The sequence below is a fragment of the Streptomyces sp. NPDC053750 genome, assembly GCF_044544295.1.
Classification (GTDB): Bacteria; Actinomycetota; Actinomycetes; order Streptomycetales; family Streptomycetaceae; genus Streptomyces.
Genome location: NZ_JBITXB010000005.1, coordinates 49,026 through 62,170, shown reverse-complemented (window position 1 = coordinate 62,170; position 13,145 = coordinate 49,026). Strand labels below are relative to the sequence as shown.

Sequence of the window (13,145 nt, the reverse complement as noted above, 5' to 3'; positions counted from 1 at the left end):
CGTCCGGACAGCCCCTAGGGCTCGACGACCGTCTCCTGGGCCGCGGCCGTGCTCTCCGCCATCAGCCGGGCGTCCACCGGCACGTTCCGCTTGACCAGGGCGAGGGCGACCGGGCCGAGCTCGTGGTGGCGTACGGACGTGGTGACGAAACCGATCTTCCGGCCGTCGGGGCCGTCGTCCGCGAGGCGGATCTCCGCGCCCGGTCCCGGCAGGTGGACCTCGCTGCCGTCCAGGTGCAGGAAGACCAGGCGGCGCGGCGGCTTGCCGAGGTTCTGCACGCGGGCGACGGTCTCCTGCCCCCGGTAGCAGCCCTTCTGCAGATGGACGGCGCTGCCGATCCAGCCCAGCTCGTGGGGAATGGTCCGGTGGTCGGTCTCGAAGCCGAGCCGCGGCCGGTGCTGCTCGACGCGCAGCGCCTCGTGGGCGAGGACTCCGGCCGGCGGACCGGCCTGCCCGGCGAAGGCCTCCAGCTCGTCGCGCGGCAGGAAGAGATCACGGCCGTACGGCGTCTCGCGGACGACGGCGGACGCGGGGGCCGGTGCGATGGATCCGGCCGGCAGGTGCACGAGGGCGATGTCGGCGGTGCGGTCGGCGACCTCGACCCGGTAGAAGAACTTCATCGACTCCAGGTAGGCGATCAGCGCCTCCTGGCTGCCCGGCTCCACGTGGGCCCAGACGGTCGTGCCGTCGTCGACGAGATACAGGGCGTGCTCGATGTGGCCGTGGGCGGAGAGGACCAGCGCCTCGGTGGCCTGGCCGGCCGGAAGGTCGCTGACGTGCTGGGTGAGCAGCAGGTGCAGCCAGCTCAGCCGGTCGTCGCCGGTCACGGTGACGACCCCGCGGTGCGAGAGGTCGACGAAGCCGGTGCCGTCGGCGAGGGCACGCTGCTCGCGGAACAGGTCGCCGTAGTGGGCGGCGACGCCTTCGTCCACACCCTCGGCGGGGACCGCGCCGGGCAGGGACAGCAGGGGGCTCTTCATACGCCTAGCCTACGACTCGGTAGTTGAAGCCTTCAGGGAGCAGTCCCGGCACCGTCCGAAGATCGCGAAGTGCTTCATGTCGGTGTCGAACCCGAACTGCTCGCGCAGCTTGTCGGTGAACTCGGCGGCCACCGACAGATCGGCCTCGATCACGTTGGTGCAGTCCCGGCAGACCAGGTGGATGTGGTGGTGCCGGTCGGCCAGGTGGTAGGTGGGCGCCCCGTGCCCGAGATGGGCGTGGCTGACCAGCCCGAGCTCCTCCAGGAGCTCCAGCGTCCGGTAGACGGTGGAAATGTTGACCCCCGACGCCGTCTTCCTCACTTCGCCGAGGATGTCGTCGGGGGTCGCGTGTTCCAGGGTGTCCACGGCTTCGAGCACCAGCTGCCGCTGCGGGGTCAGCCGGTAGCCGCGCTGCCTGAGGTCGCTCTTCCAGTCGGTGCTCACCACACCACGAGTCTAGGCCCGGCGGGCCCGCGTCATGTTGTGACGCCGAAGAAGCGCCCCAGCCCCTCGCCGTGGTCGGTACCGTCGACACCAGCACCGGCCCTCGATCCGGAGGACTTCATGACCGCTCACCGCCCGGAACCACTCACCGAGCCCCTCATCCCCATGCCCGCCCTCACCCCTGAGGCGCTCCGTACCGCGGTCGAGAGGCTGACGCCGAGCCGGGTGCCCGCCTTCGTTCAGGATCTCGTCGAGGCGACCACCAACGCGCAGCAGACTCAGTCCCTCGCGCCCCTGCGTACTTTCGTCCACACCTGGGGGGTCTTCGTGGCGATCCAGCGCCGCCCGTCCCGCGCCGCACGCCTGCGCCACCTGGAGGACGTGGTGAGCGCAGGCGCCGAGGACCCGGCGGACGCCATCGCCGAGATTCGGGGGATCCACGCCGAGGCGGAGGCGGAGGCGGGTCTGTGAGCGACTGGAAGTGGGACTACAACCCGAGCGAGGAGTACGTCACGGCAGGGCTGCCCGTGGGCGTCGTGGCCGAGGTGGAGCGCATCGCCACCGAGATCGCCGCCCTCGGGCGTGATGCCGAGGTCGCGGGCAGTCGGCCGGAGGGGAAGCCCGGCGGGTTACGGAACTTCCCCATCTTCGGCGGACGCGGCTTCATCCAATTCCTCGCGGTTCCGCGGCACGAGTGCGTCTACATCTGCACCGTCGTCTGGAACGGGTGAACAGACGAACGGGCGACTACTTGAAGAAAGCGATCCCGTCGTCCGGCATGTCGTCCGGCAGGGCCTTGGCCCAGCGCTCGACGTCCTCCGGGGTGACGACCTTCTTCAGGTGCGCCGACATGTAGGGGCGCAGCTCGACCTCGGGGGTCTGCTTCTCGCCGACCCACATCAGGTCGCTCTTGACGTAGCCGTACAGCCGCTTGCCGCCGGTGTAGGGCCGCGAGGCGGCCGTGCGGGCCACCGCGTCCGTGACCAGGTCGATCTGGGGCTTCTGGTCGGCCATCTCGCCGTACCAGATCTCGATGACGCCGTCGTCGCGGGTCATCGTGACCTCGACCTTGCGGTTCGCGTCGATGCGCCAGAAGCCGTGCTCGGACTCCAGCGGACGGACCTTGTTGCCGTCGTTGTCCAGGACCCAGGTGTGGGACTGGTACTCCAGGAAGTCACGGCCGTCGTGGGCGAAGGAGACCTCCTGGCCGAAGTTGCACTTCTCGGCGCCGGGGAAGTCGTGCACGCCCGCGCCGGCCCAGTTGCCGAGCAGGAAGGCGAGCGGGACGAGGTCCTTGTGGAGGTCGGACGGGATCTCGATCATGAGCGGACTTACTTCCTGGCGTCGGTGATCAGCGCTGGCCCTGGTACAGCTTCTTCACGGTCAGACCGGCGAAGGCGAGAACGCCGACGCAGACCAGGACCAGCAGGGCTTCGAAGAAGATCTCCACGGGGTGCTCCTTGAGCGGGGGGCATACGACAGGGCCGCCCCCAGCTTACGCGGCCCCTCCGGCCACTTTCCGCCGGACTCCGCCCACGAATGCGGCCCACGCGGGCGCGGTGAAGAGGAGCGCGCCGCGGGAGGGGTCCTTGCTGTCGCGGACGGGGACGAGGGAGGGGAGGTCGGGGGCGACCTCGACGCAGGCGCCGCCGTCTTGGTTGCTGTAGCTGCTCTTGCGCCAGTCGGCGGCGCGGAGGAGGTCGTCGGAGACCTCGAGGCAATTGCCCCCGTCCTGGTTGCTGTAGCTGCTCTTGCGCCAGGTGACCGTGCTCAGATCGATGGCTCGCATGGCGCTTCCTCCAGCATCCGCTCGATGAACTCCCGCGACTCGCCCGGAGACAGGGCCATATCGCGCACTCGATCGTATCGAAGCTGAAGCTGGTCGACCGCCGTTGTTTCCTGGACCAGTTCGCCCGAGTAGCCGGTCTCGACCCAGGCGACGATCCGGCCCGCCCCGTGCAGAAACATGGCGTCGGTGTTGGTCAGCTGGTGCAGCCCCGCCGCCCAGGGGACCACCTGGACGCTGATATTCGGGCGCTCCCCCATCGCGACGAGATGACGCAATTGCGCATGCCACTCAACCGTGCTCCGCAACGAACTGTGCAGCACCGTCTCGGAGAGGATGGCCCGGAATTGCGGCCCGCCCGCGGCCAGCAGCGGTTCACGGCGACCCATGCGCGCCGCCACCTGCTTTTCCAGCTCAACGCCCGTCAGTCCGCCCTGACTGAGCAGCTCCGCCGCGTACTCCGGCGTCTGGAGCAGGCCCGGCACGATGCTCGGCGAGTACTGCCACATACTCACCGCCTCGGCCTCCAGGACCATGTAGCGCCGGTACCGCTCCTTGAACTGCGTCGGGTCGGCCACCGCCAGCTCCCACAGGGTGAGCAGCATTCCGGCCGTGCCGTAGTACTGGTCCAGCGCCTCCACGATCTCCGGGCCGCCCAGTGTGTGGCCGTTCTCCATCTTTCCGAACTGGGACGCGTCCCAGCCCACCACCTCCGCGACGCCCCGCAGGGACACGCCCCGCCCCTGGCGGAGCAGCCGCAGCTCCTCCGCGAACCGTGCCCTCGGTTCCTGACTGCGCCCCGTGATCGCCCTCCGCTGCGGCACCGCACCCCTCCCGGCTGTGGAATTTGTGGAATTTGCAGCGCCCGTTGTGGCACTAGCGGCCGTTCCGGGCTTGGCGACCCCCGCCGTGGGTCATGCTCGTAACTGCCCACCGCTACGCAGAGTAGGGCAACTGTCGCATTCCGTACATTCGTTGACGTAAGGGAGCGGACCCGTGAGAACAGAACCGGCCACCTTCGAGCCCGGCACCGTGCTCTACGACACCGCCGCCACCAAGGTCGGTGAGTACCGCGGGCGCAGCGGGGCACGCGTGATGCTCCGCCCCCTGGGTGGCGGGCGCGAGTGGGAGGCGGAGCCGGCCGCGCTGCGCCCGGCGACCGACCGCGAACGCCTCGGGGCAAGCCTGCGCGCCGCGAACGAGCGCACCCTCGCCACGCCGCCGACTCCGGCCCCCGGCGCCACCCCGCACCCGGCCCCCGGTGACCCCGGCCTGCCGCCCGCACCGTTCCCGGACTGCGCGGCCTGCGCCTGGCTGGCCGACCGGCGGGAGGCCGCACGCGCGGCGTTCGACCACAGCGCGGTGACGGACGCGAACGTCCTGCTGCGCCAGCACCAGCGCAAGGAGCACGAGGCGTGACGTACGACGGCGGACTGCCCTACGAGGAGTGCAGGCGGGCGCAGCGGCTCTCGCCCCGGCGGGACCGGACCCCCCTCTCCCCCGGCTTCGCGATGCCCCCGTTCCACCCGGACCACCCGCCCAAGCCCGCGCCGGGGCGGCGGGCCCGGCCGTACGTCAGGCTGGACGGCGCCACGGTCAGCGGCCTGCTCACCGTCCTGTGCGTCGCGACGCTGCTGGTGACGATCACCGTCGCCGTCTGACGTCGGCCCGCGCGGGCTACGCTTCCGGCATGGCAAAGAAGCTCGTGATCAAGGTGACGGCGGGGGCCGATGCCCCGGAGCGCTGCTCGCAGGCGTTCACCGTGGCGGCGGTGGCCGTGGCCAGTGGGGTCGACGTGTCGCTGTGGCTGACCGGTGAGTCCTCCTGGTTCGCGGTGCCGGGACGCGCGGCCGAGTTCGAGCTGCCGCACGCCGCGCCGCTGCCCGACCTGCTCGACTCGCTCCTGGCGGGCGGCCGGGTGACGCTGTGCACCCAGTGCGCGGCCCGCCGCGACCTCACCGAGAAGGACGTCATCGAGGGCGTACGGATCGCGGGTGCGCAGGTGTTCGTGCAAGAGGCGCTGGCCGACGACACCCAGGCCCTCGTCTACTGAGCGGTCCGCGCTACCGGATCAGCCGAGGAGTCTGCCCTGCAGGGCGACCGTCTGCTGAAAGGGCACGGCCGCGGCCCCGCCCTTGCGGCTCTGCAGCACGACGGCCAGCACGTCCCCGGCTCCGAGGTACGCCTGCCTCGCCTGCTCGGCGCCGTACGGCTCGGGCTCGACATAGACCGAGTAGTCCAGGTCGTCGCTCAGGGCCTCCGCCGGGAACCCCTCGTCGGGAACACTCTGGTCCGTACCGCGGACAACGTAGGCAGGCCCGCTGTACGACGCGAGGTGGCTGTTGCGCAGTTCGTCCACAACAGCCGCGGTGTCGAACTGCAGCAGGTAGATCCGTGTGTGAGTGCCGTCGGACGTGGTCCAGCCGCGAGCGGCGATGTGGCGCAGTCCGTAGTCCACAAACAGTTGCCGCAGCTCGCCCTGTTCCGACGCGTCCCGGTACTCCTTGAGCAACTCGTCCGTCGCCAGCCAGCCGTCCTTGCCTCGCAGGGCTTTGTCGGGCTTGGCACCCTCGGGCGCGGGCAGCACGAGCTCCCGCAGATCCGCATAGTGGGCGCCGGCCGGATTGCTCTGTGCGAACGGTCGGGGACTGCCCTCCGGCAGCGCCGGCATCGTCAGCTCGGGGTACGCCCAGCGCCCGTCCGTCCGGGTCGCCAAGCCCGGTACGTCCGTCCGCTCCATACGCGTGACGCCGTACGCCGTGGCCGATCCGACCGCGGCGAAGACGGCGACGGCCGCGGTCCAGCGCAGCACGCCGCGAAGGACCCGACGGTCCTTCCTCACCGTGGGAGGTGCCGCAGCGGCGGCGGGCTCCGCAACCGGCGGCACGTCCTCGGGCGTGATGGGCGGCTGGGCAGGCTGTTCGGCCTGTGCGGTCTGCTCGGTCACACCGCCTCCCCGGTCCCGCCGAGGCGGTCGAGCTGCTCGGTCAGCAGCGCGGCGACGTCCTTGGCACCGAACGGCCGCACTCCTTCGGCGGTGGCGGAGACCAGCACGTCTCCCTGGTACGCGGTACAGAACATGATGTCGAGTTCCTCGTCCGATTCGCCCGGAAGACGGTAGCAGCGGGCGTTTTTGTGGCCCTTGATGCTCGGTCCCGCTTCGAAGACGTCCAGGTCCTCGAAGATCTCGTTCCGGCTGATCGCGCCGGAACGGGCTGCGCCCTGGTTCATCCGGGTCAGCACAACGCTCAGCGTGGCCGCACCGGTCTGCTCACCGTTGTGGAAGCCCCCCGTCGTGGCGTAGCTGCGCATGGCCACGCCCGTGATGTGCAGGCGGTCGATCTTCTTCTCCAGCTCTCTGCGCTGCGAACGGGGCAGGTCGCTCAGCGACTCCTTGGTCAGGGCAGCCGCATGAGCGCCGCTCAGCGCGACGTCCGCTCCGAATTCTCCGAGGTCGGGACCCCGCGTCCACCCGTCGGTCCGGTACGGCACCAGGGCTCCGGACAGCCCGGTCGCCGGAGTCTCCTTCTCGCCGTCCGTCGCGACACGGGGCAGTGTCCAGACGGGTGCGCCGGCGGTCCGATCGGCGTCCTTGACGGTGTCGACCGTGTACCCGATGGCACCGGCGACCGCGGCGACCAGCACCACCCCGATCGTCACGGGAGCGACCCACCTCCGGCGTCCCACGGGGGCGGTCTGTTCGTTCTCGGTCACAGCCGCTCCATCTGTCGCTTCGCCAGATCTGCAATCAGCTTCTTGCTGACCCGCTTGGTGCCGCTGATCAGGATTGCCATCTGGATGTCGCCCCGCCACGCGTACGCCTCAGCGACATACACCTCCTGCCCATAGCCCGTTTCGGGCTCCGGCTGGTTGCGGACGAACACCTCGCCGTCGCCGGTTCCGGGAATCGGCCATCTGCTGGTGTCCCACGCCCACCCCGCCCAGTCCCGACCGGCGTCACTGGCCTCAACCGCCGCCAGGACCTCCTCCTGATGGAACTGGATCAAATGGATCTCGACGTTGTAGGAGTCGCCGACGCCCCAGCCGACGACCGCCGCACGACGGAACTCGTCCTGGATGTACTGCGAGAACTTCTCGCCCGTCTTTCGGTACCTCTCGGCGTAGCTCGCGAGGTCCATCCAACCGTCGGAGCCCTCTAGCCACTCGGCGTCCCGGGCCCCGCGCGGCTTCTTCAGCAGGAGTTTGCGCAGGTCGCCGTCCGTGCGTACGCGACGGTCCTCAGCCGCAGAAAGCGGCTTCGGCGCCTTGTCGGCCGCCGGCGGTGACAGGGGCTGGGCCAGTGAGGGCAGCTTGGTCGGCCGGCGTTCGGCCTGTACGAGGTATCCACCGCAGGTGCCGGCGACCAGCCCCAGCACGGCGGCGACGGTGACGAGCAGGGCCGTACGCCCGCGCCGTCGGCGTCGTCCGGCCCCCTCGGTGGGCGCGGACGCATCGTCGACCGCCGGCGCGGGTTCGTCCGTCGCCTGGGGCCCCTCCGATGTCGTCGGCGCGGCCGGTGCCGCGGGTCTCGCCGGTTCCTCTTCCATGACGCCCCCTCCACAGAACGTGAAGCGCGCGTTCCGTATGCGCGCACTCAGGAGACCCACGGCGGGGGTTCGGGGTTGCGGCGGTGCTGATCACGATTCGGCCGCGTCGGGGCTCACTGCCCCATGACGTACGCGACCGTCGGTCCGGTGGTCCAGCCGCCGTCCACCGCGAGTTCCGCGCCGGTGACATAGGACGCGGCGTCCGAGAGCAGGAAGACGACCGCGCCGGCGATCTCGTGGGGCTCGCCGACCCGGCCCATCGGGGTGTTCGGGTACTTGCCCTCGCCCTGCTCGATGCCGACGGCCGCGGTCATCGGCGTGTACGTCATCCCGGGGTGCACGGAGTTCACGCGGATGCGGGCGGTGCCCAGCTCCACGGCGCCGATCTTCGTGAGCCCCCGGACGCCCCACTTGGAGGCGCCGTAGCCGGCCGTGAGGGCGAGGCCCATCAGGCCGGCCGCGGAGGAGATGTTGACGATCGAGCCGCCGCCGGCCTCCTTCAGCGCGGGGATCACGGTCTTCATGCCGATGAAGACGCCCGTGAGGTTGATGTCGAGCACCTTCCGGAAGTGCGCGACGGACTCCGACTCCAGCAGGGTGCCGGTCGAGATGCCGGCGTTGTTCACCAGGCCGTGCAGCGATCCGAACTCGGTGACGGCGAGGTCGGCGGCGCGGCGCCAGTCCTCCTCCGAGGTCACATCGTGGTGCAGGAAACGGGCGCGGTCGCCGAGTGCGCGGGCCGTGGCCTCTCCCTCGTCGTCCAGGACGTCGGTGATCAGGACGTGCGCCCCGGCGGCGACCGCCTGACGGGCGGCCTCCGCGCCCAGGCCGCGGGCGGCGCCGGTGATGATCAGGCTCTTGCCGGTCAGGTCGTGGGGTGTGTGCACGTCGTGAGGGGGGTGGTCCTGCATGGTGCGCTCCTCTCCAGGGGCGGGGTCAGAAGTGGGTGCCGCCGTCGACGCGGATCTCCGTGCCCGTGATGAACCGGCCGTCCTCGGAGCCCAGCATCGCGACGACCGACGCCACCGTCTCCGGGCCGGCGAATCCCTGGCCGAGCGCGGGCGAGAGCTTCGCGAAGAGGCGCATGTCGGCGTCCTCGGGCAGCCCGGGACCGGCGCTCTGTCCGCTGGCCCCGCTGCCGTCCGTCATGCCGGAGGAGATGGAGCCCGGCTGTACGGCGGTGAAGCGGATGCCGCGCCCCGCGTACTCGCCGGCCAGGGCGTGGGTCATGGACTGGATGCCGCCCTTGCTCGCCGCGTAGGCCGCCATGTACGGGTGGGCGAACGCCGCCGAGGTCGAGCTGAAGTTGACCACGGCCGCGTCCCGGCCCGCCAGGAGCGCCGGGATCGCCTCGCGGATCACCAGGAACGTGCCGACGAGGTTCACCGTCAGGACGCGGGTGAAGTCCGCGAGGCTGGTCTGCTCGGTGTGCGAGGAGCGCAGGATGCCGGCGGCGTTGACGAGGACGTCCAGCCCGCCCAGCGCGTCCGTCGCGGCCTTGACGCCCTCGCGCACGGAGGTCTCGTCGGCGATGTCGACGACGAGGGTGGTGAGCCGGTCCGCGTGGGCCGCCGCCTTCTGAACCGTGTCCTTCAGGCCTGTCTCGCTGACGTCCGCGGCCACGACGGTGCCGCCCTCCGCGAGGATGCGCAGCGCGGTGGCCTGGCCTATGCCCGAGCCACCACCGGTGACCAGGACGCGACGGCCTTCGTAGCGGTTCATGTGGTTCATGTGTGCTCCCACCCGGTCCGCGGCTGTCCGCCGGCCGGGCCCTTGCGGCGCCTGTTCTCTTTCGCCGGGCGCCTCGATTCGACTTCACGGTACGCCTGGATGGCACGTTTTGCCACTACGTCACGGCATGCCACATCGCCGTCGCGCGTCGTACTCTTCTGGGGTGAGCACCGAGCCACCCCCGTCCCTGACCGAGCGCCGCAAGGCCGCCACCCAGCTCGACATCGCACATGCGGCGGCGGAACTCTTCGCCGCCCAGGGCCCGCACGCCACGACGGCCGAGGAGATCGCCCAGCGCGCGGGGGTCGCGCTGCGCACCTTCTACCGGTACTTCCGCTCCAAGCAGGACGCGGTCAGCCCCCTGCTCACGGTCGGCGCCGACCGCTGGCGCGGGCTGCTGGAGAGCACCGAGCCGGGCACACCGCTCGGCCCGGCGCTACGGGCGGCCGTCGAGGAGGCGCTGGCGGCGCCGGACGCCCGGGCCGAAGAGGCGATGCTGCGCACGCGCGGGCTGCTGCGGGCCGGCGCGGACGACCCCGCGCTGCGCGCCGTGTGGTACCGCGTGAACCAGGAGTCCGAGGAGCGGCTCGTCCCGGTGATCGCGCGGCTGTTGGGTCCCACGGACGGGGCCGCCGATCCGCTGGAGGTGCGGCTGGTGGCCGCCGCCGCCACCGACGCCATCCGGATCGCCCTGGAGACCTGGGCCGGCACCGAGGCGGGGGCGAAGGGACCCGGCTCGCCCGCCGATCTGGCGGTGCGCTGCCTGGAACGCCTCGTCGGGGGGCTGGACAGGGCTTAGGACCGGGGCCGCAACGGCGTGGGGCTCAGGGCCGGTCCTCGTGGCGCGGGCCCTTCTTGCCGTCCAGTTCGTCCCACCACTCGTCGGACCTGGGGTCGCCGGACGGGTCGTCCCACCAGCGGTCGTCGGGGCCCCGGCGGTTGGCGACCATCGCGGCGAGCGGCGGGATGACCATGGCGACCACGCACATGCCGACGGCAGCGGGCACCGACCAGAGGCGGACGACGCCCCAGGCCAGGACGAACAGCGCGATGCAGATGCCCATCATCACGAAGTAGCGATGCCGCCGCCGCGCGTACATACGTCCAGCGTAGGTCCGCGTACGCGGCCCGGACATGCCGAAGGGCCGCACCCCGGGAGTCCAACCCGTGGGGTGCGGCCCTTCGACCGTCACTCGCCCTGCTCGCCGCGTGCCGTCAGACGGCGATCGCGACCTCCGCCAGTCCGCCCTGCTGGGCGACGACCGTGCGGTCGGCGCTGCCGCCCGGGACGAGCGCGCGGACGGTCCAGGTGCCCTCGGCCGCGTAGAAGCGGAACTGGCCCGTCGCGGAGGTCGGGACCTCCGCCGTGAACTCGCCGGTGGAGTCCAGCAGACGGACGTAGCCCGTCACCGGCTCGCCGTCACGGGTCACCTGACCCTGGATGGTGGTCTCACCGGGCTTGATCGTCGAGGCGTCGGGGCCGCCGGCCTTCGCTCCGCACATGTCGTACTCCTGAGGGGTTGAGAGGGGGCGGACTTACTTGTTGGCGCCGAGCTCGATCGGCACGCCGACCAGGGAGCCGTACTCGGTCCAGGAGCCGTCGTAGTTCTTGACGTTCTCCACACCGAGCAGCTCGTGCAGGACGAACCAGGTCAGGGCCGAGCGCTCACCGATGCGGCAGTAGGCGATGGTGTCCTTCGCCAGGTCGACCTGCTCGTCGACGTAGAGCTGCTTGAGCTCGTCGTCCGACTTGAAGGTGCCGTCGTCGTTGGCGTTCTTCGACCACGGGATGTTGCGGGCGGACGGGACGTGGCCCGGGCGCTGCGACTGCTCCTGCGGGAGGTGGGCCGGGGCGAGCAGCTTGCCCGAGAACTCGTCGGGCGAGCGCACGTCGACCAGGTTCTGCGCGCCGATGGCGGCGACCACGTCGTCGCGGAAGGCACGGATGGACGTGTCCTGCGCCTTGGCCTTGTAGTCGGTCGCGGCGCGCTCGGGCACCTCGTCGCCGGCGACGAGCTCGCGGGCGTCCAGCTCCCACTTCTTGCGGCCGCCGTCGAGGAGCTTGACGTTCTCGTGGCCGTAGAGCTTGAAGTACCAGTAGGCGTAGGAGGCGAACCAGTTGTTGTTGCCGCCGTAGAGGATCACCAGCGTGTCGTTGGCGATGCCCTTGGCGGAGAGGAGCTTCTCGAAGCCCTCCTGGTCGATGAAGTCGCGGCGGACCGGGTCCTGGAGGTCCTGGGTCCAGTCGATCCGGATCGCGTTCTTGATGTGGTTCTTGTCGTACGCGGACGTGTCCTCGTCCACCTCGACGATCGCGATGTTCGGGTCGTCCAGGTGGTCCTGCAGCCAGTCGGCGTCGACCAGGACGTCGCTGCGGCTCATGTTTTCTCCTCCGGGGCAGGTGCGGCGGGGCGTGCGATGAGAGGGTGGGCGCGCTCATGCCGGAGCGGCGCGCCGGTGCCCTGGGCAGGGCGGTGAGGGGACACGGACGGCGGCGTCGCCGTTCGCTCAGAAGGTGCGACAGAGCATGGCGGCAACGCGGCACAGGTCCACTGCCCGCCGCTTCGTGAGGTCCGCCTGTCGCTTCATAGGGCCGATCGTAGGGACGGACAGCGGGGCATGTCACCGGTGTGTCGCATCCTGAGACGGGATCGTCCGGGATATGGGATCCAAGCGGCTTCCGGGGCGTCGTGGAGGGGCGTCCGGACCAGGGCGTTCACCGTCGCATCTGCGGTGCGGACGACGCCGTCTCACTTTTCGGACGCGCGCCCGCCGCGCACTGCCCTGCCTACCCGGCCAGCCTGACGTTCGAACCCTTCACCGTGATCTCGACGCCGTTCTTCGCGGCCTGGACCTTGTCGAGCTCGATGCCGCCCGGCAGCTCGTCGATCGTCTGCTGGAAGTCGGTGATGGCCCGGATCCGGGACTCGGCGAGCTGCGTGCCGCCAACCTCGGGCAGGCCGTCGGCGACGACCTCGACGTTGTTGTCCTTGACCTTGACCGAGCTGAGCACCTCGACCGGCTCGGGCACCTGGACGCCGAAGGCCGTGGCCTGGAGCGACACCTTGATCTTGCCGTTGCCGCCGTCGGAGAGGCCGATGACCTTGGCGGTGATGCCGGGCGCGACGGTCGTCGGCTCGGACTTGGCGGCCTTCATCAGCTCGTCGTAGCCGACGGTCGCGGTGCCGGTGGCGGTGGCCGCGGTGGCGGAGCCGAAGTCGCTCGAGAACTCGACGCCCTTCATGTTCGCCCGCAGGCCGTCGATACGGATCTTCTCGCCGCCGTTGCCGGTGGAGGCCTCGTAGTCGTCGATGCCGACCTCGACGTCGTCCAGCTCCCCGCCGACGACCTGGGTGAGGAAGGGGAAGCCGTTGATCGAGACGTCGGGGGTCGAGGCCAGGTTCTCGGTACTGCGCAGCTTGTCCGCCGCCTCGCCCTCCGCGAAGTTGACCGCGACGCGGTCGGCGATCACGAAGAGCCCGCCCAGGATCACGACGACGATCAGCAGTATTCGCAGTGCACGCATACGGTGTTTCCCCAACCCTGTGCTGTCAACGACGGCGGTCCCCCGACGACCGACGGCCGTCCAGCGCGAGGGTAACGCGGACGCGCGGGGCCGCCGGAATTTTGTCGATCACCTGTGACAGGTGGCCCGGG

The 13,145-nt window shown here is 70.7% G+C and carries 21 protein-coding genes; 6 read left to right on the top strand and 15 right to left on the bottom strand.

Annotated elements, in window-relative coordinates; genetic code table 11:
- Positions 1 to 14: 14 nt before the first annotated feature.
- Both ACIGO6_RS16110 and ACIGO6_RS16105 read right to left on the bottom strand, forming a co-directional pair.
- Positions 15 to 980 carry a YgfZ/GcvT domain-containing protein gene (locus ACIGO6_RS16110; protein ID WP_399876034.1) on the bottom strand — a complete coding sequence of 322 codons (966 nt, stop codon included), beginning with the start codon at positions 978 to 980 and terminating at the stop codon, positions 15 to 17.
- Positions 981 to 989: 9 nt separating this feature from the next.
- Positions 990 to 1,427 (bottom strand): Fur family transcriptional regulator, encoded by a 438-nt coding sequence (locus ACIGO6_RS16105; RefSeq protein WP_399876032.1) that lies wholly within the window; start codon positions 1,425 to 1,427, stop codon positions 990 to 992.
- A gap of 117 nt (positions 1,428 to 1,544) precedes the next feature.
- On the opposite strand from ACIGO6_RS16105, the gene ACIGO6_RS16100 reads away from it, so the two are divergent.
- Together ACIGO6_RS16100 and ACIGO6_RS16095 are read left to right on the top strand one after the other, a co-directional pair.
- Positions 1,545 to 1,895: a DUF6247 family protein gene (locus ACIGO6_RS16100; RefSeq protein ID WP_399876030.1), complete on the top strand. Its 351-nt coding sequence runs from the start codon at positions 1,545 to 1,547 to the stop codon at positions 1,893 to 1,895.
- Entirely contained in the window at positions 1,892 to 2,155 is a 264-nt protein-coding gene (locus tag ACIGO6_RS16095) for a hypothetical protein (protein ID WP_399876027.1), read from the top strand. Before ACIGO6_RS16100 ends, ACIGO6_RS16095 begins: the two co-directional genes overlap by 4 nt.
- Positions 2,156 to 2,171: 16 nt before the next feature.
- Here the strand turns inward: ACIGO6_RS16095 and ACIGO6_RS16090 are convergent, their stop codons facing one another.
- The 3 genes from ACIGO6_RS16090 to ACIGO6_RS16080 all read right to left on the bottom strand — a co-directional run bounded on the left by ACIGO6_RS16090 (position 2,172) and on the right by ACIGO6_RS16080 (position 4,034).
- Entirely contained in the window at positions 2,172 to 2,747 is a 576-nt protein-coding gene (locus tag ACIGO6_RS16090) for an FABP family protein (protein ID WP_399876025.1), read from the bottom strand.
- Positions 2,748 to 2,919: 172 nt separating this feature from the next.
- The gene (locus tag ACIGO6_RS16085; protein ID WP_399876023.1) at positions 2,920 to 3,213 is read right to left on the bottom strand and encodes a DUF397 domain-containing protein; all 294 of its coding nucleotides are present in this window, start codon (positions 3,211 to 3,213) and stop codon (positions 2,920 to 2,922) included.
- Positions 3,195 to 4,034 (bottom strand): helix-turn-helix domain-containing protein, encoded by an 840-nt coding sequence (locus ACIGO6_RS16080; RefSeq protein WP_399876020.1) that lies wholly within the window; start codon positions 4,032 to 4,034, stop codon positions 3,195 to 3,197. Before ACIGO6_RS16080 ends, ACIGO6_RS16085 begins: the two co-directional genes overlap by 19 nt.
- Positions 4,035 to 4,206: 172 nt before the next feature.
- Here ACIGO6_RS16080 and ACIGO6_RS16075 point away from each other — a divergent pair, with 172 nt between their 5' ends.
- From ACIGO6_RS16075 to ACIGO6_RS16065, 3 genes are read left to right on the top strand one after another with little or no spacing between them, the layout of a single operon-like run.
- A complete protein-coding gene (locus ACIGO6_RS16075) occupies positions 4,207 to 4,629 on the top strand; it encodes a hypothetical protein (protein WP_399876017.1) in 423 nt (140 codons plus the stop codon).
- Positions 4,626 to 4,871 (top strand): hypothetical protein, encoded by a 246-nt coding sequence (locus ACIGO6_RS16070; RefSeq protein ID WP_399876015.1) that lies wholly within the window; start codon positions 4,626 to 4,628, stop codon positions 4,869 to 4,871. The genes ACIGO6_RS16075 and ACIGO6_RS16070 overlap by 4 nt, the downstream gene beginning before the upstream one ends.
- Before the next feature lie 29 nt (positions 4,872 to 4,900).
- The gene (locus ACIGO6_RS16065) at positions 4,901 to 5,263 is read left to right on the top strand and encodes a DsrE family protein (RefSeq protein ID WP_164419527.1); all 363 of its coding nucleotides are present in this window, start codon (positions 4,901 to 4,903) and stop codon (positions 5,261 to 5,263) included.
- 18 nt (positions 5,264 to 5,281) lie between these two features.
- Here ACIGO6_RS16065 and ACIGO6_RS16060 read toward each other — a convergent pair whose 3' ends face one another.
- From ACIGO6_RS16060 to ACIGO6_RS16040, 5 genes are all read right to left on the bottom strand, one after another.
- A complete protein-coding gene (locus ACIGO6_RS16060; protein WP_399876011.1) occupies positions 5,282 to 6,157 on the bottom strand; it encodes a hypothetical protein in 876 nt (291 codons plus the stop codon).
- Complete coding sequence (locus ACIGO6_RS16055; protein ID WP_399876008.1) at positions 6,154 to 6,924, bottom strand: hypothetical protein; 771 nt, start codon at positions 6,922 to 6,924, stop codon at positions 6,154 to 6,156. The genes ACIGO6_RS16060 and ACIGO6_RS16055 overlap by 4 nt, the downstream gene beginning before the upstream one ends.
- Positions 6,921 to 7,757 (bottom strand): hypothetical protein, encoded by an 837-nt coding sequence (locus ACIGO6_RS16050; RefSeq protein WP_399876006.1) that lies wholly within the window; start codon positions 7,755 to 7,757, stop codon positions 6,921 to 6,923. The genes ACIGO6_RS16055 and ACIGO6_RS16050 overlap by 4 nt, the downstream gene beginning before the upstream one ends.
- Positions 7,758 to 7,870: 113 nt before the next feature.
- Positions 7,871 to 8,668: a glucose 1-dehydrogenase gene (locus ACIGO6_RS16045; RefSeq protein ID WP_399876003.1), complete on the bottom strand. Its 798-nt coding sequence runs from the start codon at positions 8,666 to 8,668 to the stop codon at positions 7,871 to 7,873.
- A gap of 25 nt (positions 8,669 to 8,693) precedes the next feature.
- Positions 8,694 to 9,479, bottom strand: coding sequence for an SDR family NAD(P)-dependent oxidoreductase (locus tag ACIGO6_RS16040; protein WP_399876996.1), 786 nt, complete (start codon positions 9,477 to 9,479; stop codon positions 8,694 to 8,696).
- 172 nt (positions 9,480 to 9,651) lie between these two features.
- Between ACIGO6_RS16040 and ACIGO6_RS16035 the strand changes: the two genes are divergently transcribed.
- Complete coding sequence (locus ACIGO6_RS16035; RefSeq protein WP_399876000.1) at positions 9,652 to 10,287, top strand: TetR/AcrR family transcriptional regulator; 636 nt, start codon at positions 9,652 to 9,654, stop codon at positions 10,285 to 10,287.
- Positions 10,288 to 10,312: 25 nt separating this feature from the next.
- Here ACIGO6_RS16035 and ACIGO6_RS16030 read toward each other — a convergent pair whose 3' ends face one another.
- The 5 genes from ACIGO6_RS16030 to ACIGO6_RS16010 form a co-directional block, all read right to left on the bottom strand.
- Positions 10,313 to 10,588 (bottom strand): DUF3099 domain-containing protein, encoded by a 276-nt coding sequence (locus ACIGO6_RS16030; protein ID WP_399875997.1) that lies wholly within the window; start codon positions 10,586 to 10,588, stop codon positions 10,313 to 10,315.
- 115 nt (positions 10,589 to 10,703) lie between these two features.
- Positions 10,704 to 10,991 carry a DUF1416 domain-containing protein gene (locus tag ACIGO6_RS16025; protein ID WP_006139129.1) on the bottom strand — a complete coding sequence of 96 codons (288 nt, stop codon included), beginning with the start codon at positions 10,989 to 10,991 and terminating at the stop codon, positions 10,704 to 10,706.
- Positions 10,992 to 11,024: 33 nt separating this feature from the next.
- Positions 11,025 to 11,870 carry a sulfurtransferase gene (locus ACIGO6_RS16020; protein WP_399875994.1) on the bottom strand — a complete coding sequence of 282 codons (846 nt, stop codon included), beginning with the start codon at positions 11,868 to 11,870 and terminating at the stop codon, positions 11,025 to 11,027.
- A 126-nt stretch (positions 11,871 to 11,996) separates the two neighbouring features.
- Positions 11,997 to 12,077, bottom strand: a complete 81-nt coding sequence (locus ACIGO6_RS16015) for a putative leader peptide (RefSeq protein WP_350310325.1) — start codon at positions 12,075 to 12,077, stop codon at positions 11,997 to 11,999.
- A 199-nt stretch (positions 12,078 to 12,276) separates the two neighbouring features.
- Complete coding sequence (locus tag ACIGO6_RS16010; RefSeq protein WP_399875991.1) at positions 12,277 to 13,014, bottom strand: DUF2993 domain-containing protein; 738 nt, start codon at positions 13,012 to 13,014, stop codon at positions 12,277 to 12,279.
- Between the last annotated feature and the right edge of the window lie 131 nt (positions 13,015 to 13,145).